This is a genomic window from uncultured Agrobacterium sp., from assembly GCA_913777615.1.
In the GTDB taxonomy this organism is placed as follows: domain Bacteria; phylum Pseudomonadota; class Alphaproteobacteria; order Rhizobiales; family Rhizobiaceae; genus Agrobacterium.
On sequence record CAJYTK010000017.1, the window covers coordinates 30,070 to 48,678 of the forward strand.

Genomic DNA, 18,609 nt, shown 5'->3' on the forward strand with positions numbered 1-18,609 from the left:
CGACTGGTATAAGCGCGGCGGATTGCTGCGCTTATTGATCTAAGGAGGCCGGAGGAGCCATGATGCAGAATACAGGCGAGTTCCCTCCTGTCGATCCAATCAAGGTCGGTCTGCAAGGCTGCTGCCCCCGTTGTGGGCGGGGGAAACTCTTCGACGGATTTCTTAAACTGACGCCACATTGCAGTGCCTGCGGGCTGGATTATGCATTCGCAGACGCTGGCGATGGTCCGGCTGTCTTCGTTATGTTGATCGTCGGGTTTCTGATCATTGGCCTCGCCCTCTGGTTCGATTCCGTCTTCGCGCCACCCGTTTGGCTTCACGCCTTGATCTGGCTACCCCTGACAGTCATCCTCTCGTTGGTTCTTTTGCGCAAGCTGAAGGGCATTATGGTGGCGCTCCAATATCGCAACAACGCCAGTGAAGGCAGCATCGATCATGGTTGAGCATGGTCCCCTACAGCCTGCCCACCGGCGACTGTGGTTTGCTGGTCCTCTGGTGCTGCTTTTGCTCGTCATTCTTTTGGCGCTCGGCACATGGCAGGTGAAGCGGCTATATTGGAAGGAGGCCCTTCTCAGCGAGATCGAACTGCGCGTTCACGCCGCACCTGTTGACCTTGCTGAGATCGAAAGGATTGCCGCCTCCGGTGGCGATATCGAATACCGCACCGTTCGGCTCTCTGGCGTTTTCGATCATTCGAAGGAACGGCACTTTTTTGCCACGCATCAGGGACAGACCGGATACTACGTCTATACGCCGTTGAAGCTTGATGACGGACGGGAGATATTCATCAATCGCGGCTTCGTCCTTTACGATATGAAGGACCCGGCAAAACGCGAGCAGGGGCAGCTCACGGGGAGTGTCACCATCGAGGGGCTGGCGCGTGCGCAGCTTGCGGCAAAGCCATCCATCATGCTGCCTGACAATGACGTCGCCAAGAATATCTTCTATTGGAAAGATATCCGCGCTATGGCGAGAAGTGTTGGTCTCTCTCCCGGCACGCTGGTGCCGTTTTTCGTCGATGCCAATGGCGCCGCCAATCCGGGCGGCTGGCCCAAAGGCGGCGTGACGCTTATTGATCTGCCCAACAATCACCTTCAATATGCGATTACTTGGTATGGTCTTGCCGCTGCCCTTGTCTTCGTGGCCGGTTTTGCCTATGTGCGGGGCCTGAAAGGCCCAAGGGAGTAGGGTACGTCGCGCACGCGCATCCGATTCCGTCGAAGCGAGCGGTTTTACGTAAAATGGGAGGCAAAGGAGCAGGAATGAATATGGCCGTTTCCAAGCCGCCTCTCACCATCAGGCTCTGTGGCCCGCGGGGTTTTTGCGCCGGGGTCGATCGTGCCATCCAGATCGTGGTGCTGGCGCTCAAAGCTTATGGCGCTCCTGTCTATGTACGCCACGAGATCGTTCACAATCGTTATGTGGTCGAAGGACTTGAGGCGAAGGGTGCAATCTTCGTCGAGGAACTGAACGAGATTCCGGCCGAACATCGCCAGCAGCCCGTGGTGTTTTCCGCTCATGGCGTGCCAAAATCGGTGCCCGAAGACGCGCAGGCGCGCAACCTCTTCTATCTCGATGCCACGTGCCCGCTTGTCTCCAAGGTTCATAAGCAGGCCATGCGCCACCAGCGCCTTGGCCGCCACGTTGTTCTCATCGGCCATGCGGGTCACCCGGAAGTCATCGGCACCATGGGGCAACTGCCCGAGGGGACGGTATCTCTCATCGAAACGGTCGAAGATGCGGCGCGTTATCAGCCTATCGACCCGGAGAACCTGGGCTTTGTGACGCAGACGACGCTCTCCGTCGACGATACTGCGGGCGTGATTGCCAAGCTGCAGGAGCGCTTTCCGGCCATGCAGGCGCCGGCGGCGGATAGTATCTGCTATGCCACCACCAACCGTCAGGATGCAGTGAAACAGGCGGCACCCGGCTGCGATCTTTTCATCGTCGTGGGCGCGCCCAACTCCTCGAATTCCAAGCGTCTGGTGGAAGTAGCGTTGCGCGCTGGCGCGAAGCGCTCTGTTCTGGTTCAGCGTGCTGCCGAGATCGACTGGGATGACATCGGTGATGTGCGCACCATCGGTCTTTCCGCAGGTGCATCCGCACCCGAAGTCATCGTCGACGAGATCATCCAGGCTTTCAAGGAGCGCTTCGACACCACGCTCGATCTGGCCGTCACCGTGGAAGAGACTGAACATTTTCTGGTGAATCGCGAACTGCGCAATATTGAACTCACCACACAAGACATGGCATTCGTGAATGGCAGCGCAAGCGATGCGCTTCCGCCAAAGGCCGTGCTGAACGTCTGACCCTATCCATCCTCTTGCAAGAGAATTCCATTGGCAGTTTACACAGACATCACCGAAGATGAGCTGAAACAGTTTCTCGGCCAATATGAGGTCGGCGAATTGACCTCTTACAAGGGCATAGCCGAGGGTGTCGAGAACTCCAATTTTCTGCTGCACACCACCAAAGATCCGCTGATCCTGACGCTCTACGAGAAGCGGGTGGAAAAGTCCGACCTGCCGTTCTTTCTTGGGTTGATGCAGCATCTGGCCGATGCCGGCTTGTCATGCCCGCTGCCATTGCCGCGCAAGGATGGCGAGTTGCTTGGAGAGTTGTCCGGCCGTCCAGCAGCACTGATCTCCTTCCTCGAAGGCATGTGGCTGAGAAAGCCTGAAGCGAAGCATTGTCGTGAAGTTGGCAAAGCTCTGGCGGCGATGCATCTGGCGGGTGAAGGTTTTGACCTCAGACGGCCTAACGCACTTTCGCTCGAAGGCTGGAAGGTGCTTTGGGAGAAGTCTGAAGCCCGCGCCGATGAGGTGGAGAATGGTTTGAAGGGCGAGATCGATCCGGAGATCGCGTTTCTGGCGGCCAATTGGCCGGGCGGTCTGCCGTCTGGCGTCATCCATGCCGATCTGTTTCAGGACAATGTCTTCTTCCTGGGCGACGAGCTGTCCGGGCTGATCGACTTCTATTTCGCCTGCGACGATCTTCTCGCCTACGACGTTTCGATCTGCCTCAACGCCTGGTGCTTTGAGAAAGACGGATCCTACAATGTCACCAAGGGCAAGGCACTGCTTGAAGGCTATCAGTCGGCACGCCCGATGAGTGAAGCCGAACTGGATGCCATGCCGATCCTGGCGCGTGGTTCGGCGTTGCGCTTCTTCCTGACCAGGCTCTATGATTGGCTGACGACGCCAGAGGGCGCTCTTGTGGTGAAGAAGGATCCGCTCGAATATCTGCGTAAGCTGCGCTTCCACCGCTCCATCGGCAACGTGGCCGAGTATGGATTGGCGCAATAATGAAGCATGTCGATATTTTTACTGACGGCGCCTGTTCCGGCAATCCTGGACCCGGCGGGTGGGGCGCCGTTCTTCGCTACGGCGAGGTTGAGAAGGAACTGAACGGCGGCGAGGCCGATACCACCAATAACCGCATGGAACTGATGGCGGCCATCGAAGCGTTGAATGCGCTGAAGGCCCCTTGTGAGGTCGATCTCTACACCGACAGCGCCTATGTCAAGGATGGCATCACCAAGTGGATTTTCGGCTGGAAGAAAAAAGGCTGGAAGACCGCCGACAATAAGCCAGTCAAGAACGTGGAATTGTGGCAGGCGCTGGAAGCAGCCCGTGAGCGACATAAGGTGACGCTGCACTGGGTCAAGGGACACGCCGGACATCCCGAAAACGAGCGCGCAGACGAACTGGCGCGCAAAGGCATGGAGCCGTTCAAACGACGGTCATGAAGCGATGGTGTAGTCTCAAAGCGAGTGCTGCAGCATCAAGGAGGAGGGACACATGACGATACTTCACTGTGTATTTCTGCGGTTTAAGTCCGCAACCACTACGTCCGAAAAGCAGGCGATCTATGAGGCGATCACCGCGCTGAAGGATGTTATTCCCGGCATTTCCGACATTAAGTGCGGCCAGAACGTTTCATCCGAAGGGTTGAATGGCGGCTTCCTGGATGGCTTCATCGTCACCTTCGAGAGCACGGAGGCGCGCGACGACTATCTCGTGCACCCCGACCATGTCGATGTCGGAGAGCGCCTGGCCGGTCTGACCGATGGTGGCCTGGCTGGCATCCTCGTTTTCGATATGGCTATTTGACACCAGCAGCGCAATTCTCAATGTCTTCGATACGCGGCCTTCGTCACCAGCTTCAGGGTGACGAAGGCCACTTGGTTTCATCAACTGGACTTGTTGATAGCGTCTGCAATCTTGTCGACATTGTAGCGGAACATCTTCTCATAAGTCGGTGCAGGGCCGTTCGCTTTTGATAGCGACTCGACGTAAAGTTCTCCGCCCGGTGCAGCACCCGTTGCTTTCGCCACCTGCTTCACCAGCCGTGGATCGTTCGAGTTTTCGAAGAAATAGGTTTTGACGTGTTCGGCCTTGATCTGCTCGATCAGCTTTGCCACATCTCCGGCAGAGGCTTCCGTTTCCGTGGAAACGCCGAGCGGCGACAGGAACGTCACGTCATATTCGCGTCCGAAATAGCCGAACGCATCATGGCTTGTCAGGATCTTGCGGCGATCCTGTTGGACGGAATCGAACTTGTGGTGAGCGTAACGATCCAACTCGTCGAGTTTCTGGATGTAGGCTGCAGCATTTGCCTTGAAGTCGTCTTTATCCGCCGGGTCGGCAGTGGCAAGCGTGGTCTCGATGTTATGGACCCACACCTTGACGTTGACCGGGCTGTTCCAGACATGAGGGTCGGTCACCGTCTTGCCGTCCTCGTCCATCTCGCGCGTCTTGATGCCTTCCGAGACATTGACGGGCGTGCCCTTGTAGCCCGAGGCGGAAATAAGCCGGTCCATCCACCCTTCCAGACCAAGTCCACTGACGAAGACAACGTCGGCAGCCTTAAGCTTTTTTGCATCTGTCGGCGAAGGCTCGAACTCGTGCGGATCGCCATCCGGCTTGACGAGGCTGCTGACCGTAACATGCTTGCCACCAACTTGCTTCACCACATCGGCAAGCACTGTGAACGAAGCCACGGCTTTTACTTCCCCAGCAGACGCGCAGGTAGAAAAGGCCATGACGATTGGAAGAGCTGTCGAGAAAAGGAAGAGGCGTGGTGACATTGGCATTCTCCTAAAATTAGCCCTTCAGATGAGGGCGGGTGAAAAGGCGCGAACCGAGGCCCGCAGGCGCAACCAGTATGGAGAGCCCATAAAGACAGGTGGCTGCAATGATGATGGTGGGGCCGGACGCCGTCTCGAAATGGTAGGAGGCAACGAGGCCGAGATAGCCCGAGACTGCGGCACTGCCGCCGGCGATCGCAAGCATCGCAGGCAGACTGCGCGCCCATAATTGCGCGATCGCCGCCGGAAGCATCATGAGGCCCACCGCCATCAGCGTTCCGAGTGCTTGAAAACTTGCGACGAGATTGAGTACGACCAGCAACAGGAAAGCGACGTGATAGATCGGTCCGCGGCCGCCAACGGCGCGCAGGAAGCCGGGATCGAAACATTCGGTCACGAGCGGGCGATAGATAAACGCCATCACCACCAGCGTCAGCGATGTAATCGCGCCAATCTGAAAAAGTGCGGGCGCATCGATGGCGAGGATCGTGCCGAAAAGCACATGCAGCAGATCGACATTCGAGCCATGCAGCGAAACAATCAACACCCCTAGCGCCAGCGATGCCAGGTAGAAGCTCGCAAAGCTTGCGTCCTCCTGGAGCGGTGTCACGCGGCTGACGATGCCGGAAAGAAGCGCAACGGATAGCCCCGCAACGAGACCGCCAAGGCCCATGGCCGTGAGCGAGAGCGAACCTGCTATAAGATAGCCGATGGCAGCCCCCGGCAGAATGGCGTGGCTCAGCGCATCGCCCATCAGGCTCATCCGTCGCAGGGCGAGTAAAACGCCGATGGGGCTTGCCCCAACCGAAAGGCAAAGGCAGGCGACGAGTGCGCGGCGCATGAAGCCGTAATCCTGGAACGGCGCAATGAAGAGATCATAGGCCGTCATGCTGCTGGCTCGCAGATGACGTTATTCTCATCCCAGCGCTCGGCCATGGCGCGCGCACGCAGAAGATTGACAGACGACATGACGTCATCGGTCGCACCCCAGCCAACCAGTTCTCGGGCAATCAGCAAGGTCTGAGGAAAGTGCGCCCGTACCTGATCGAAATCATGCAGCACGGCGATCACGGTGCGGCCCTCGCCATGCCAGCGCGCGACGATGTCGAGCAGATCGCGCGTCGTTCTGGCATCGATAGCAGTGAAAGGCTCATCCAGCAAAATGACCTTGGCATCTTGGACCAGAAGCCTCGCGAAAAGCACACGCTGGAACTGCCCGGCTGAGAGCGAACCAATCGGTCGCTTCTCGAAGCCCTCAAGACCCACGGCCGACAATGCGTGGCGACCTGCCTCCAGTTGCGCGGTCGTGATGCGCCCAAATGCGCCTGCTGATTTCCATGCACCGAGCAGAACCGTATCTAGCACCGAAATCGGAAAACGCCGGTTGATATCCGCAGCCTGCGGTAGATAGCCAAAATCAGTCCGATTCAAAGCGTGGATGATCCGACCTTCAGATGGCCGCAACTCACCGATAATGGATTTCAGCAACGTTGATTTGCCTGCGCCGTTTGGTCCGGCAATGGCCGTCAGGCTTCCCGCATGAAAAGCACCGGAAACATGATGAACCGCCGGGTGCCGCTCATAAGCGACAGTGAGGTTTTCGACCTGAAGAATGGGGACGTTCGTCATGGCAACACAACTGCCCAATATATCGCGGCCCAGAGGGGCAAGAGAAGCAGGAGAGCCAGAAGAAGGCGTTGAGCCGAAGACTGGCGTAGAAGGGGAGGTAGGGTCGACAAACGCATGGCGCGCTCACAAAAATGTTATACCGTTACTGTTATGGTGTAACAATTGAGGCGGAAGAAAGGCGGCTACCGGCCGCTTCTTCAGGCTTGATGATATCCCTTTTCATGAAAAAGGCCCGACGCGATGCCGGGCCAATTAGAGCTCACGTATAGACTGGAAGATCAGAGCTGTTCGATCATCGTGGCAGCCGAAGACACCGTTGCCTGGCCGGGATTGTCTTCGACGTTCAAAGACTTGACCACGCCGTCATCGACAAGCATGGAATAACGCTTGGAGCGTACGCCAAGGCCACCGCCGGAAAGATCGGCATCGAGACCGAGCGCCTTGGTGAAGGAGGCGTCCCAGTCCGCCAGGAAATGGATCTTGCCCTGGCCGCCGCTCGATTGCGCCCAAGCGCCCATGACGTGCCAGTCATTGACGGCGACGACGGCGATGTCGTCCACACCGCGCGCGAGGATGGCGTCACGGTTTTCCAGATAACCCGGCAAGTGGTTCAACGAGCAAGTTGGCGTGAATGCTCCGGGAACGGCGAAGACGACAACCTTCTTGCCGCTGAAAAGCTCGTCGGTCGTGGTTTCGACAGGGCCGTCCGCTGTTTTTTCCTTGAAGGTTGCGGAGGGCAGCTTGTCGCCGATCTTGATGGTCATAATATCGCTCCTGTGGCAATGACGGCGCGACTATAGAGCATCATCGAGAAAACTGTGAAGTCGTTTCTTGATCCCTGACGGGCGTTATTGTGCTGGGAAATCTAGCGGCGCTTCCATGGCCCGGGAGCCGGATTTGACCAGAATCTGCCAGCTCTGGCCTTTCGGGTTATAGCTCTTTGGCAAGCCCTTGATGTTCATGTAAAAGGAAAGCTTGCGCTTGTCGCGCACCAAATTCTGCGGTTCAAAATAGGCATAGCCGGACGGGCCGGCGACATAGATATCGGCCTCTTTCGGAGCACCCTCAGGCAGGTGTAACTCCACGCCGAGCAGTGTCTTGTCGGGAGTGATGTGAAAGTTCACAACTTTGAAGTCGTCTGTTGGTGCCTCTGGAAGGCTTGCCTTCCTTGCCTCGATGAAGGCAAGCTCTTCTTGCGTGGCCTGTGCCCTTCTATCGATCTCGAAACCCGCTTCAAACGGAATACAGATATTGAGGCAGACGCCGATAAAGGCCGTCAACTTAACCACATCTGCGTCGTGCCCTGCACTGGAATGAAGGGTGAAGGGAAAGTTCACCGGCTGGTCATAGCCGATATCGGTTATATCGTCGTTCTTGATCAGCTTGGGCACGGGGAATGCCATGGAGGCCAACGTCACGCCGCTTGTCGGATCTGGCTTGAGTTGTGGTGGTATGCCCGCTTCTCCTGGTTCGCGCCAATAGGTGATCCAGCCGGGCTTCAGTTCGATTTGAAGAACCGCTTCGATCTTGCCGCTAGGGTCTGCGGGCAGGCTGACGATACGCATGCGCCCGCCCTCGCTCGTCGCCCATTCGCTCGTATCGGCCCTGGCGATTTGCCCGCTGGCAAACACCGCAACGAGGGTGAAGAGGGCGCTCAGAATTGTGCGAAAGGGGAGGTAAATCGAACGGGTCATGCTCTTCGTCTAGCGCAACAGGCTCGAAGTCACCAGTTACGATTTTGTCCCACTTATCATTTTCGGTTGATTGATGGGCCGCTATGCAGCATCCTTACCAAATGGTGAAACCAAACCGGCGTCGCTACGGGGCGCTGAAAAGGGGAGGTGCTCTTGGCTTTTTCGACCCTCATGGACAAAAGGGAACGAGGTTTTTTGGATGGTCAGTTTCTGATCGCCATGCCAGGTCTGGACAACAGCGCCTTCGAGCGCTCAGTCATCTATATCTGCGCGCACTCTCAGGCCGGCGCCATGGGTTTCATCATCAATCGAGGCCAACAGATTACCTTCACCGATGTACTTCTGCATTTGAAGATCATGGATAGCAACGACGCGATCATGCTGCCCAATCGCACCCGCGATTTTCCGATCCAGTTCGGCGGACCGGTAGAAGCGGGCAGGGGCTTCGTGCTGCACTCGGATGATTACTCAAGTGAATCCAGCATTCCCGTCAGTGACGATATCTCGTTGACGGCGACGCTCGATATCGTGCGGGCAATTTCCAACGGCCGGATGCCGCAGCGCGCCACGATGCTGCTCGGTTATGCCGGCTGGGCACCGGGGCAGCTCGAAAACGAGATCGCCAATAATGGCTGGCTGAATTGCCCGGCATCGGAAGAACTGATCTTCGATCGTTCTTTGGACGACAAATATGAGCGAGCCCTTGCTTTGATAGGGGTCGATCCGCGCATGCTCTCGGCCGAAGCGGGACACGCTTGACCTTGAGATTGAAAGCTTGAGATCAGCAGGAACAAAATTATAGTCGTGACGTTTTCTCCCCGGTAGCCAGCACCGAGCCTGGCATGAAACTAGGGAGAATGATTATGGGTAGCACGTCCGACAAGATCGCTGGTAAGGCAAACGAAGTTGCTGGCAAGGTAAAGCAGAGCGTTGGTTCCGCTACCGGCAACGACAGCATGCGCGCCGAAGGTGCTGCGCAGGAAACCAAGGGCAAGGTCCAGGTCGCTGCCGGCAAGGCCAAGGACGCCGTCAAGGACACCGTCGACAGAATGTAGGACGACTGCGACCTCTTAGAGATAAGACGGTCGCAACCTTGATGACCTTCGCAGGTCCCTGAGCGCATGTGTTGAAGTTCGGCACATGCGCTTTTCGCTTTTGCGAGCAATTTCCCCAACCAGTCGTGATACCCAGGAGATAGGGATGCAACTTTTCTCGTGTGCTGCGTGCGGGCAGCCCGTCCACTTTGATAACCGGTCCTGTGTTCGATGCGGCCATCGGCTCGCCTTCGTACCGCAGACGCTTTCAATGGAGGCGTTGGATCCAGCCGGTGATCCGTTGTGGACGCTGGTATCGAAGCCCGATCATCAGGTTCGCTTCTGCGCAAACGAAGTCAACGACATCTGCAACTGGGCTATCCCGGCCGATAGCGAAACACCCTTCTGCCCCGCTTGCAGCCATAACCGTCTGGTGCCGGATGCCTCGACCCAGGAAGGAATCGAGCAATGGCGGCGCCTTAGCCAGGCGCAGCGGCACCTCTTCTACTCCATGCTGCGCTTGAAACTGCCTCATCCGAACCGCGATTCCGACCCGCAAGGTGGCTTGGTGTTCGACTTTCTGGTGGATGAAATTGCTGCCGACGGTTCGGTTATCCCGGCCATGACAGGTCACGACGAGGGGCTGATTGCGATCCGTGCGGCTGAAGCCGACGATGTCACGCGTGAACAGGTTCGCGCCAACATGAACGAACCTTATCGCACCATGCTTGGCCACTTCCGCCATGAGGTCGGGCATTTCATCTGGAATAAGATGGTGCGTGACGCTGGAAGACTTGACGCTTTCCGCGCCGCCTTTGGCGACGAGCGAGAGGATTACGGTGAGGCCCTGAAACGCAATTACGACCAGGGACCGCAGCCGGGATGGCAGGAAACCTATATTAGCTCCTATGCATCAGTACATCCATGGGAAGACTTCGCCGAGTGCTTCGCACACTATCTCCACATCGTTGACACACTCGAAACCGCCCATGCCTTCGGCATCGCCATCGAGCCGGAAGGTCATGAGGAAATGGCAACCGAAGTTGCCTTTGACCCTTACCGTGCCAGAAGCGCACAACGGTTGGTCAACGCTTGGGTACCGCTGAGCGTAGCGCTGAACTCCATGCAGCGCAGCATGGGAGAGGCCGACCTCTACCCCTTCGTACTAACGCCCGCGGTGGTGGAGAAGCTGCAATTCCTTCATGATCTCTTGCATGAAAAAATTCCAGCCAACTCGGATGCGCCCGATAGCGCAGCGCAGCACCAAGGCGGGGCTCAGCCTCAGGCCGAACAGCAATCAGGCGCGCTTGAAGACTTGAAAGCGCTCGCGTACTAGCCTAAGCGCCGCATCCGGCGTGTCCGGCGTACCGAAAAGGAAGCTTTGCCCGTAATGACAATTCATACGGGCAAGCTCTGCCGCATCTTCCGGCGTTTCGATACCTTCTGCCACCACTTGCATTTCCAGCGCACGCGCCATGGCGATGATCGAGCGGAGCAGGACGTTCCGCTTGTCGCTGGTGTTGGCGATCAGTGCCTTATCCAGCTTGATCGTGTCGAAGGGGAAACGTGTCAGGTAGGCAAGCGAAGAATAGCCAGTGCCGAAATCGTCGAGCGCAAGGCTTAAGCCGGTTTCCTTGAGCTTGGCCAGCACGAGACGCGCCTGTTCAGGATTTTCCATCACGATGGATTCTGTCAATTCCAACTTCAACTGTTGGGGATTGCAGCGTGTTCGCTGAAGCATGCTGCGAACGTCGTTATAAAGTTCGTTGTTCAACAGCTGCGAGCTTGAAATATTGACCGAGATAAAAATTGGAAGCTTGTCGATAGCGTGCTGCCAGTCCATCAGGTCGTTTGCTGCCCGCTCGAGCGCAAACATGCCGAGCGGCTCGATAAGGCCCGACGCTTCGGCAATCGGAATAAACTCGCTCGGCGGAATGTTTCCGCGCTTCGGATGCTCCCAGCGCATCAGGGCTTCGAAGCCCGCGAGATCGCCATTGTCTAGTTTGACGATAGGCTGGTAGGCGAGCGAAAGCTCCTTGCGCTCAAGTGCGCGGCGCAGATCGCTTTCCATTTGCAGACGATCGGTTCCAGACGTTCGGAAGGCTGGACGGAAAGGCTCGACCCGGTTGCCGCCCGCGCGCTTGGCGCGATACATGGCAAGCTCAGCGTCGCTCAACAGTCCCGGAGCATTTTCCTGCTGGTCGATCCAGGAGACCAGACCGATGGAGGCGGTCAGCACGATTTCGCGGTTGGCGAAATTGATGGGTACCATGATGGCCTTGTTCACCGCGTCGGCAAAATCTGCCACGCGTTGCGGGTCGCGCTCTGACACCAGGATCAGGCCGAACTCGTCTCCGCCCAGACGTGCCAGCGTATCCTGCGGTTTGAGGAGACGGCGTAGGCGGCGCGTCAAGGCAATCAGAATATTGTCGCCGGCAGCGATGCCAAGCGTGTCGTTGACGAGCTTGTAGCGGTCGATATCGATCGCCATGACCGTGGGGCGAACCGTATCGCCATCCGGCGCAAGGTTTAGCACCGATTGCAGGCGGTCGAGGAAAACCTGGCGGTTTGGAAGGCCGGTCAGGTTGTCGTTCAGCGCGTCCTGCAACAGTCGCTCGACGGAATTCTTTGGTTCGGTAATGTCGGTAATGGTGCCGACACATCGAATGATTTCACCGTTAGAGCCGAGCACAGGCCGCGCACGGATTTGCAGCCAGTGGAAATGACCATCCTCGGCGCGAATGCGAAACTCGTGGTTCAGTCGGCCCTTGCGATGGTCGAGCAATACGTCGAGCGTTGCCTTGAAGCGGTCGCGGTCATCGGGGTGGAGGCGCGGCAGCCAGTTGCGCGCAGCGCCATGCATGGTGCCCGGATGAAGGCCAAGCTTGATCGAGACGTCTGGCGTCGTAACGATACGGTCGCGCGTGACATCCCAGTCCCAGACAGTATCGCCACTCCCGGTCAATGCCAGGGATTGACGCTCGAGATCGGAGAACAAACCCTGCTGATAGGCACTTCCTGCAAAGGCGTGCTGAATGACGGTAAAGCCGATCAAAAGCACGATCAGGACCAGGCCGCCGCCGAGTGCTGGCTGCACGATGTCATTGTCCAGTTGCCCGGTCACTGTCAGCCACCCGCCGAAGAGCCAGACCAGGATCAGCGCCCAGGATGGCACCAGCAGAATGGCGCGGTCGTAGCGGTTGAAGCCGAGATAAATGATCAGCACGATGCCGACGGACGCCGTCAGCGCAAAGGAAACGCGCGCGATGCCGGATGCAATGGATGGATCGTAAATCGCGACGCCGAAAAGCGCGCCGAGACCGATGATCCATGCGAATGTGGCGTAGCCCAGATGCGCGTGCCATCTGTTCAGATTGAGATAGGTGAACAGGAAGACCACGAAGCTGGAGGCGAGCGCCACTTCGGCGCCCGCCCTCCACATTCGCTCGTCGCTCGACGTTACGGTAATCAGTTTTTCCAGAAAGCCGAAATCGACGCAGATATAGGCAAGTACGGCCCAGGCGAGAGCTGCGGATGCGGGCAGTACGGACGTTCCTTTGACCACGAAAAGAATGGTCAAGAGAACAGCGAGCAGACCGGCGATACCAAGCACGATGCCGCGATAGAGCGTGAAGGCGTTGATCGTGTCCTTGTAGGCTTCCGGCTCCCAAAGATAGAGCTGCGGCAGTTGCGGCGTGGAAAGCTCGGCCACGAAGGTGATGACAGCGCCCGGATTCAGGGTGATGCGGAAGACGTCGGCATCGGGGCTCGGTTGACGATCCAGCGCGAAGCCTTCGCTTGGCGTAATGGCGATGATGCGCTGCGAGCCGAGATCGGGCCAGAAGAGCTTGGAATTGACGAGACGAAAGTGCGGCGCGACGATGACGCGCTCAAGCTGTTCTTCCGAGACGTTGGCAAGCGCAAACACCGCCCAATCGCCCTGGTGGGCGGGAGAGCTTGCCCGCACTTCAATGCGTCGACGAATGCCGTCCGGCCCAGGCGCCGTCGAAACCTGAAACGCCTCGCCCTGATTGGCGTAGATATCGGTAGTGGCCGTCAGATCGAGCGCAGTGTCATCGCGAGAAATCTTCACCGGCTCGAAAGCCGACGCGTGGCTTGACAGCAGCGCAAAGAAAAACAGAAGCGCCGTCGCACATGCTTTCGCCGGTATGCGTTTCAACATACGCGACACGAGGCTCATATATGTCATCACTCTCACTGAGTCCCGCCGGAAACGCGTTTGTCGGCAATCAGCGAAAACATGGCATGGTCCCGCCATTCGCCGTTTATTTTCAGATATTCGCGCAAGAGGCCTTCCCGCTGAAACCCGGCATTTTCGAGCAGCCGGATGCTTTTGAAGTTGTCTGGAATACAGGCTGCCTCAATACGGTGCAACTGAAGTCCATTGAAGATGTAGGGTATTACCAGTTTTAATGCGGCAGACATATGGCCATTTCGAGCATATGGCTCACCCATCCAATACCCGATCATACAGCTTTGCGCCGCACCCCTGCGGATGTAGCCGATGGTGATGCCTCCGATCAGCGTATCGTCCGATAAGAAGAGCAGCAGAGATACGGCCGTGCCGGACGAGAATTCCTGGTTGTTGCGGGTGACGCGCACGCGAAACGAACTTTCGGTCAGTTCGTCGCTGCGCCAGGTCGGCTCCCATGGCTGAAGAAAGCCGCGGCTTTCCGAGCGTAGCTTGTGCCACTGCTTGAAATCGGAATAACGCGGCAGTCTCAGCAGGTAGTTTGCGCTGCGAAGTTCCGGCGTATCGCTATTGCGGGAGAGAAAGCGCAGCATTTAGTCGTCCAACACCATGCTGCGGGGCAGTCTGTTCCGTCAGCCGTTTGCGGTTATCTTCATCGAAGGCGCGACTGAAAGGCCCGCCGTGATGTCGGACAGCGGCGCCAGGTTTTCCAGCGGACCGATGGCTGACAGTGTCGGAACTTTATCGAAAAACAGACGCCCTGCAAGATCGGTCAGCCGCTCACGGGTGATGTCGCCAAGGCGCGTCATCATCTCGTCATTGGGAATAGGACGACCGTAAAGCATCATCTGGCGCGCAATCTGACCTGCACGTGCAGCCGGGCTTTCCTGCCCCATCAACAACTGTGCGCGGATTTGCGCGCGAGCACGGTCGATTTCTTCCTGATGGATGACGTCGGAGGCCTTGCGCAGTTCCTCGGTGATAACGGGAACCAGTTCCGCCAGATCGCTGCTGCCGGTTGCGGCATGAATGCCGAAAATGCCGGTGTCTGAAAAGCCCCAATGGAAGGCGTAGACCGAATAGCAAAGGCCACGATATTCACGCACTTCCTGGAAAAGCCGCGACGACATGCCGCCGCCGAGAATATTGGCGAGAATCTGCGAGCAATAGAAATCACGTGCGTGATAAGCCTTGCCTTCGAACCCGAGAAGGATCTGCGCATCCATCAAATCGCGCGTCTCGCGAATTTCGCCGCCCGTATAGATGGCTTTCTCGATGATCGGAGTCGTTTCAGGCTTCTGCGGGAGGCTGGAGAAACGCTGCTCCACTTGTTTAACAAAGGTTTCATGATCGACGGCACCGGCCGCGACAACAAAGATCCGGTCGGTGGTGTAATTCCGACCGAGATAATGGCGGATCTGGGCTGTGCTGAAAGACTGTACCGTTTCCGGTGTGCCGAGAATCGGACGACCGATCGTTTGGTCGCGATAGGCGACACCGGAAAAATTGTCGAAAACGACGTCGTCGGGCGTGTCCGTAGCAGCACCGATTTCCTGTAGGATGACGTTCTTCTCGCGCTCCAGTTCCGCCTCGTCGAAGGCGGACTCGGTCAGGATATCGGCAAGAATATCGACTGCCAGGGGAACGTGATCCTTCAGCACACGGGCATAATAGGATGTGGTTTCGGTGGACGTGGCAGCGTTGACTTCGCCGCCGACATTCTCGATCTCTTCCGCGATCTGCCGGGCGGTGCGGCGCGCCGTGCCCTTAAATGCCATATGCTCGAGCAGATGAGCGATGCCGTGCTCGTCATCCGTCTCGTTGCGCGAACCCGATTTTATCCACACACCGAGAGCAACGCTTTCGAGGTGAGGCATTCTCTCGGTCACGACTGTCAACCCGGACGAAAGCCGGGTTACGTTTACATTCATTTCCACGTCTTTCCGCGTCGGTCAGTCCTTGGCGCGAGCATGCTTGCCGATGAAAGTCTCCACCGCCTCAAGCTCTGCTTCCAGGACGTCGAAACGCTCCTCCCGGTTCATAAGATCAGCAAGCCATACTGGTAGGGCAGGATCGATTGCGCAAGCGGATTTTACAGCATCAGGGAATTTCGCCGGATGCGCGGTCGAAAGAACCACCATTGGGCTGTTTGTTTTTTCGTGCTTTTTCGCCACATACACCGCTGTAGCGGTATGGGGATCGAGCAGGTAGCCGGTCTCGCTCAGTGTGTCGCGAATGGTTGCCGCGACCTGCTTTTCGGTTGCGCGACCCGCGCGGAAGTCTCGCTTGATCACCTTCATCGCCGCTTCGGAAATCTGGAAGGCGCCGGATTGCTTCAGGCCATCCATCGAGCGCTTGATCTCGTCCGAGTCGCGATCATAGGCTTCGAACAGAAGGCGCTCGAAGTTCGAAGAAATTTGGATATCCATCGAAGGCGAGGTGGTGGCGTGAACGCCGCGCATCTCGTAACGACCGGTCTTTAGGGTGCGGGCCAGAATGTCGTTGTCATTGGTGGCGATCACCAGCTTGTCGATTGGCAGGCCCATCTGCTTGGCCACATAACCCGCAAATATATCGCCGAAGTTGCCGGTCGGCACAGTGAAGGAAACCTTGCGATCGGGCGCCCCGAGCGAAATCGCGGTGGTGAAGTAATAGACCACCTGCGCCATGATGCGCGCCCAGTTGATGGAGTTCACGCCGGAAAGCTTCACGCCATCGCGAAATTTCGCGTCGTTGAACATCTCTTTGACGAGGTTCTGGCAATCATCGAAATTACCATTGATGGCAAGCGCATGCACGTTGGAAGCAGTCGAACTCGTCATCTGACGCTGCTGGACAGGCGAAACTTTGCCATGTGGGAACAGGATGAAGATGTCGGTGCGATCGCGACCGGCAAACGCATCGATGGCGGCACCGCCGGTGTCGCCGGACGTGGCGCCAACGATCGTTGCACGCTGGCCGCGCTCGGCCAGGGTGTAGTCCATCAGCCGAGCCAGAAGCTGCATGGCGACGTCCTTGAACGCCAGTGTCGTGCCATGGAAAAGCTCGAGAATGAAGCTGTTCGGTCCGGTCTGGACCAGAGGGGCGACAGCTGGATGACGGAATGTTGCGTAGGCGTCATCGATCATCGAACGAAAATCCTTTTCAGGAATTTCCCCGCCGGTGAAGCGGTAGAGAACCTCAAAGGCGATTTCCTGATAAGTCTTGCCGCGAAGGGCGCGAATTTCCTTCTTTTTCATCTTCGGCCATTCGCTCGGCACATAAAGGCCGCCATCACGCGCAAGGCCTGCAAGCAGCGCATCGGAAAAACCAAGCGATGGGGCGCTGCCCCTGGTCGAAACATATTTCACGGAAATCGTCCTTCGTCGTCATCAGTTCATGGCTGACAAACCGTGTCTGCGGGGTTTCTCGCCCATTTCGCAAAAATGGCACAAATCCCAACGCAACCATCGATTTTTCCCAGCGCCGCTGCTATAGACCATCGCCGACAGGCAAGAAAGGCCAATAAACAGCATCTGCGGCCTGTTGCGGAATTGTTTTAGAGGGTGGAACAGAGTGACAGGGACTATTTTGCGTTTATCCGCCGCAGCATCGCTGCTTGCCGTGCTTGCGGGTTGCAATTCTTCCAATCCGTCCGACTCGCTGGCGGTCAATCCTCCGGCACAACAGGTCAATGGGGCGCCCGTCGTGCAGGCGACTTGCCCGCCCATCACCGTGCTCGACAGCAACGCAGTGCATCAGGTCTATGCAGGCGGCGCAAAAGGTGATCCGAGCAAGCTCGTCTACCAGGCATCCATATCCGATACGACGCGCTCTTGCAGCATGAACGAATCGACCTTGACGGTAAACGTCTTTGCACAGGGACGTGTTGTTCCTGGGCCTCTTTCGAAGCCTGGCCGCGTCAATCTGCCGATCCGCGTCACTGTGAAAGATGGCGACGGTGAAATCTTCTCGCAGGTCACCAGCCTCGGCGTGGACGTTCCTGCCGGTGACGCAGGTACGCAGTTTATCTTCAACAACCCAAATGTTGCTATTCCGAATGCTCCGGGCGGTGCGTCCAAGCAGACCAATGTCTTCATCTCCTTCGATGCAGGCGGCGCTAAGGCAGGCGGCAAGAAGAGCGGTCGCAGGGGCTGAGACCAGAGGTCTTTGTCGACGTTTTCGAAAGCCGGATCGCGTCAAGCGGCCCGGCTTTTTTCATGGGCTCAGATCGCCCATTCGGAAAGGGCGGCGATCGTCGCGGGCAGATCCTGCATGCGGGAGATCACTGTCTCGGCACCAGCGTCGGTCAGCTTGTCCGCATGGCTCGGATAGCTGTGCGATGCTCCGGTGAAGCCGATGACGCGCATGCCAGCCGCGCGCGCGCCGGTGATGCCATGAACCGAATCTTCGATCACAACGACCTTGTCAGGCGAGACGCCGAACTGCTTGGCGCCGTGGAGGAAAATGTCGGGCTTCGGCTTGACGCGATCCGCTCCAAGATCCTTGGCGGAATAGACATGGCCCTCGAAATAGGGCTTCAAGCCGACCTTCGTCAGCATCATGTCGAGCCGGGCGCTGGAAGAATTCGAGCAGATGCAGCGCTGTGTCGTCAGGCGCGACAGGGCAAATTTCACGCCGTCAATGACTTTGACGTCGCGTGCCAGGCGCGCATCCAACAGCTTTTCCGACTTATCAAGCAGCGTGGCAGAGAGCGGAATGCTCGCCTCCCGCTCGACCTCCAGCAGGATGTTTTTCCATGTCATGCCGGAAAAGCGTTCGCCCATCTCCTCGACAGAAATCGGATAGCCGGCCTCTGTCAACAGGCGGGATTCGACTTGTGCCGCGATGATCTCTGAATCGACCAGAACGCCGTCGCAGTCGAAAATGATAAGGTCGAAGCCGCTCATATGCGCTCCTTGATGTCGGTAGAGGAATTGATGGAGTGGCTGGCTTTTAGACCAAGTACTG

General features: G+C 57.4%; 20 protein-coding genes. 10 read left to right on the forward strand and 10 right to left on the reverse strand.

Translation table 11 applies throughout. The features are described from left to right. The first annotated feature begins 59 nt into the window (after positions 1-59). From QZ862_RS14685 to QZ862_RS14710, 6 genes are all read left to right on the forward strand, one after another. Complete coding sequence (locus QZ862_RS14685; RefSeq protein ID WP_296100727.1) at positions 60-443, forward strand: DUF983 domain-containing protein; 384 nt, start codon at positions 60-62, stop codon at positions 441-443. After that, a complete protein-coding gene (locus QZ862_RS14690; protein ID WP_296100728.1) occupies positions 436-1,188 on the forward strand; it encodes an SURF1 family protein in 753 nt (250 codons plus the stop codon). Before QZ862_RS14685 ends, QZ862_RS14690 begins: the two co-directional genes overlap by 8 nt. 74 nt (positions 1,189-1,262) lie before the next feature. Then, positions 1,263-2,309 (forward strand): 4-hydroxy-3-methylbut-2-enyl diphosphate reductase, encoded by a 1,047-nt coding sequence (gene ispH / locus QZ862_RS14695; protein WP_296100729.1) that lies wholly within the window; start codon positions 1,263-1,265, stop codon positions 2,307-2,309. A gap of 30 nt (positions 2,310-2,339) precedes the next feature. Beyond that, positions 2,340-3,305 carry a homoserine kinase gene (locus QZ862_RS14700; RefSeq protein ID WP_296100731.1) on the forward strand — a complete coding sequence of 322 codons (966 nt, stop codon included), beginning with the start codon at positions 2,340-2,342 and terminating at the stop codon, positions 3,303-3,305. Continuing rightward, positions 3,305-3,748, forward strand: coding sequence for a ribonuclease HI (rnhA, locus tag QZ862_RS14705; protein ID WP_296021253.1), 444 nt, complete (start codon positions 3,305-3,307; stop codon positions 3,746-3,748). Before QZ862_RS14700 ends, rnhA begins: the two co-directional genes overlap by 1 nt. 52 nt (positions 3,749-3,800) lie before the next feature. Then, positions 3,801-4,112, forward strand: a complete 312-nt coding sequence (locus tag QZ862_RS14710) for a Dabb family protein (protein WP_296100733.1) — start codon at positions 3,801-3,803, stop codon at positions 4,110-4,112. An 80-nt stretch (positions 4,113-4,192) separates the two neighbouring features. Here the strand turns inward: QZ862_RS14710 and QZ862_RS14715 are convergent, their stop codons facing one another. From QZ862_RS14715 to QZ862_RS14735, 5 genes are all read right to left on the reverse strand, one after another. Beyond that, the gene (locus tag QZ862_RS14715; RefSeq protein WP_296100734.1) at positions 4,193-5,089 is read right to left on the reverse strand and encodes a metal ABC transporter substrate-binding protein; all 897 of its coding nucleotides are present in this window, start codon (positions 5,087-5,089) and stop codon (positions 4,193-4,195) included. Between the two features lie 16 nt (positions 5,090-5,105). Further along, a complete protein-coding gene (locus QZ862_RS14720) occupies positions 5,106-5,978 on the reverse strand; it encodes a metal ABC transporter permease (RefSeq protein ID WP_296083258.1) in 873 nt (290 codons plus the stop codon). After that, a complete protein-coding gene (locus tag QZ862_RS14725; protein WP_296100736.1) occupies positions 5,975-6,718 on the reverse strand; it encodes an ABC transporter ATP-binding protein in 744 nt (247 codons plus the stop codon). Before QZ862_RS14725 ends, QZ862_RS14720 begins: the two co-directional genes overlap by 4 nt. Before the next feature lie 278 nt (positions 6,719-6,996). Continuing rightward, on the reverse strand, positions 6,997-7,482 hold the full coding sequence (locus QZ862_RS14730; RefSeq protein WP_296036205.1) for a peroxiredoxin: 486 nt from the start codon (positions 7,480-7,482) through the stop codon (positions 6,997-6,999). Positions 7,483-7,566: 84 nt separating this feature from the next. Beyond that, positions 7,567-8,412 (reverse strand): protein-disulfide reductase DsbD domain-containing protein, encoded by an 846-nt coding sequence (locus tag QZ862_RS14735; RefSeq protein ID WP_296083264.1) that lies wholly within the window; start codon positions 8,410-8,412, stop codon positions 7,567-7,569. Between the two features lie 153 nt (positions 8,413-8,565). On the opposite strand from QZ862_RS14735, the gene QZ862_RS14740 reads away from it, so the two are divergent. From QZ862_RS14740 to QZ862_RS14750, 3 genes are all read left to right on the forward strand, one after another. Then, the gene (locus QZ862_RS14740; RefSeq protein ID WP_296021236.1) at positions 8,566-9,171 is read left to right on the forward strand and encodes a YqgE/AlgH family protein; all 606 of its coding nucleotides are present in this window, start codon (positions 8,566-8,568) and stop codon (positions 9,169-9,171) included. A 104-nt stretch (positions 9,172-9,275) separates the two neighbouring features. Further along, complete coding sequence (locus tag QZ862_RS14745) at positions 9,276-9,467, forward strand: CsbD family protein (RefSeq protein ID WP_296021234.1); 192 nt, start codon at positions 9,276-9,278, stop codon at positions 9,465-9,467. Positions 9,468-9,612: 145 nt separating this feature from the next. Beyond that, a complete protein-coding gene (locus QZ862_RS14750; RefSeq protein ID WP_296100738.1) occupies positions 9,613-10,782 on the forward strand; it encodes a putative zinc-binding metallopeptidase in 1,170 nt (389 codons plus the stop codon). Here the strand turns inward: QZ862_RS14750 and QZ862_RS14755 are convergent. Genes QZ862_RS14755 through thrC form a run of 4 tightly spaced genes read right to left on the reverse strand, consistent with a single transcriptional unit; the run spans position 10,744 to position 17,009 of the window. Beyond that, on the reverse strand, positions 10,744-13,629 hold the full coding sequence (locus QZ862_RS14755) for an EAL domain-containing protein (RefSeq protein ID WP_296101011.1): 2,886 nt from the start codon (positions 13,627-13,629) through the stop codon (positions 10,744-10,746). The genes QZ862_RS14750 and QZ862_RS14755 overlap by 39 nt on opposite strands. Before the next feature lie 32 nt (positions 13,630-13,661). Next, on the reverse strand, positions 13,662-14,252 hold the full coding sequence (locus tag QZ862_RS14760; RefSeq protein ID WP_296074551.1) for a GNAT family protein: 591 nt from the start codon (positions 14,250-14,252) through the stop codon (positions 13,662-13,664). Between the two features lie 39 nt (positions 14,253-14,291). Further along, a complete protein-coding gene (locus tag QZ862_RS14765) occupies positions 14,292-15,590 on the reverse strand; it encodes a pitrilysin family protein (RefSeq protein WP_296074553.1) in 1,299 nt (432 codons plus the stop codon). A gap of 21 nt (positions 15,591-15,611) precedes the next feature. Further along, positions 15,612-17,009, reverse strand: coding sequence for a threonine synthase (thrC, locus tag QZ862_RS14770; protein ID WP_296074557.1), 1,398 nt, complete (start codon positions 17,007-17,009; stop codon positions 15,612-15,614). 205 nt (positions 17,010-17,214) lie between these two features. On the opposite strand from thrC, the gene QZ862_RS14775 reads away from it, so the two are divergent. Beyond that, a complete protein-coding gene (locus QZ862_RS14775) occupies positions 17,215-17,796 on the forward strand; it encodes a PilZ domain-containing protein (RefSeq protein WP_296100739.1) in 582 nt (193 codons plus the stop codon). Between the two features lie 68 nt (positions 17,797-17,864). Here the strand turns inward: QZ862_RS14775 and QZ862_RS14780 are convergent, their stop codons facing one another. Beyond that, entirely contained in the window at positions 17,865-18,548 is a 684-nt protein-coding gene (locus QZ862_RS14780; protein ID WP_296021223.1) for an HAD family hydrolase, read from the reverse strand. Positions 18,549-18,609 lie beyond the last annotated feature (61 nt).

What these genes read in the sequence shown, in the direction of transcription:
- QZ862_RS14730 (WP_296036205.1), bottom strand. Translation starts at nt 7,482, where the DNA reads ATGACCATCAAGATCGGCGACAAGCTGCCCTCCGCAACCTTCAAGGAA.
- rnhA (WP_296021253.1), top strand. Translation starts at nt 3,305, where the DNA reads ATGAAGCATGTCGATATTTTTACTGACGGCGCCTGTTCCGGCAATCCT.
- QZ862_RS14780 (WP_296021223.1), bottom strand. Translation starts at nt 18,548, where the DNA reads ATGAGCGGCTTCGACCTTATCATTTTCGACTGCGACGGCGTTCTGGTC.
- QZ862_RS14765 (WP_296074553.1), bottom strand. Translation starts at nt 15,590, where the DNA reads ATGAATGTAAACGTAACCCGGCTTTCGTCCGGGTTGACAGTCGTGACC.
- QZ862_RS14720 (WP_296083258.1), bottom strand. Translation starts at nt 5,978, where the DNA reads ATGACGGCCTATGATCTCTTCATTGCGCCGTTCCAGGATTACGGCTTC.
- QZ862_RS14715 (WP_296100734.1), bottom strand. Translation starts at nt 5,089, where the DNA reads ATGTCACCACGCCTCTTCCTTTTCTCGACAGCTCTTCCAATCGTCATG.
- QZ862_RS14760 (WP_296074551.1), bottom strand. Translation starts at nt 14,252, where the DNA reads ATGCTGCGCTTTCTCTCCCGCAATAGCGATACGCCGGAACTTCGCAGC.
- QZ862_RS14755 (WP_296101011.1), bottom strand. Translation starts at nt 13,629, where the DNA reads ATGTTGAAACGCATACCGGCGAAAGCATGTGCGACGGCGCTTCTGTTT.
- ispH (WP_296100729.1), top strand. Translation starts at nt 1,263, where the DNA reads ATGAATATGGCCGTTTCCAAGCCGCCTCTCACCATCAGGCTCTGTGGC.
- QZ862_RS14750 (WP_296100738.1), top strand. Translation starts at nt 9,613, where the DNA reads ATGCAACTTTTCTCGTGTGCTGCGTGCGGGCAGCCCGTCCACTTTGAT.
- QZ862_RS14735 (WP_296083264.1), bottom strand. Translation starts at nt 8,412, where the DNA reads ATGACCCGTTCGATTTACCTCCCCTTTCGCACAATTCTGAGCGCCCTC.
- QZ862_RS14745 (WP_296021234.1), top strand. Translation starts at nt 9,276, where the DNA reads ATGGGTAGCACGTCCGACAAGATCGCTGGTAAGGCAAACGAAGTTGCT.
- QZ862_RS14710 (WP_296100733.1), top strand. Translation starts at nt 3,801, where the DNA reads ATGACGATACTTCACTGTGTATTTCTGCGGTTTAAGTCCGCAACCACT.
- QZ862_RS14690 (WP_296100728.1), top strand. Translation starts at nt 436, where the DNA reads ATGGTTGAGCATGGTCCCCTACAGCCTGCCCACCGGCGACTGTGGTTT.
- QZ862_RS14685 (WP_296100727.1), top strand. Translation starts at nt 60, where the DNA reads ATGATGCAGAATACAGGCGAGTTCCCTCCTGTCGATCCAATCAAGGTC.
- QZ862_RS14725 (WP_296100736.1), bottom strand. Translation starts at nt 6,718, where the DNA reads ATGACGAACGTCCCCATTCTTCAGGTCGAAAACCTCACTGTCGCTTAT.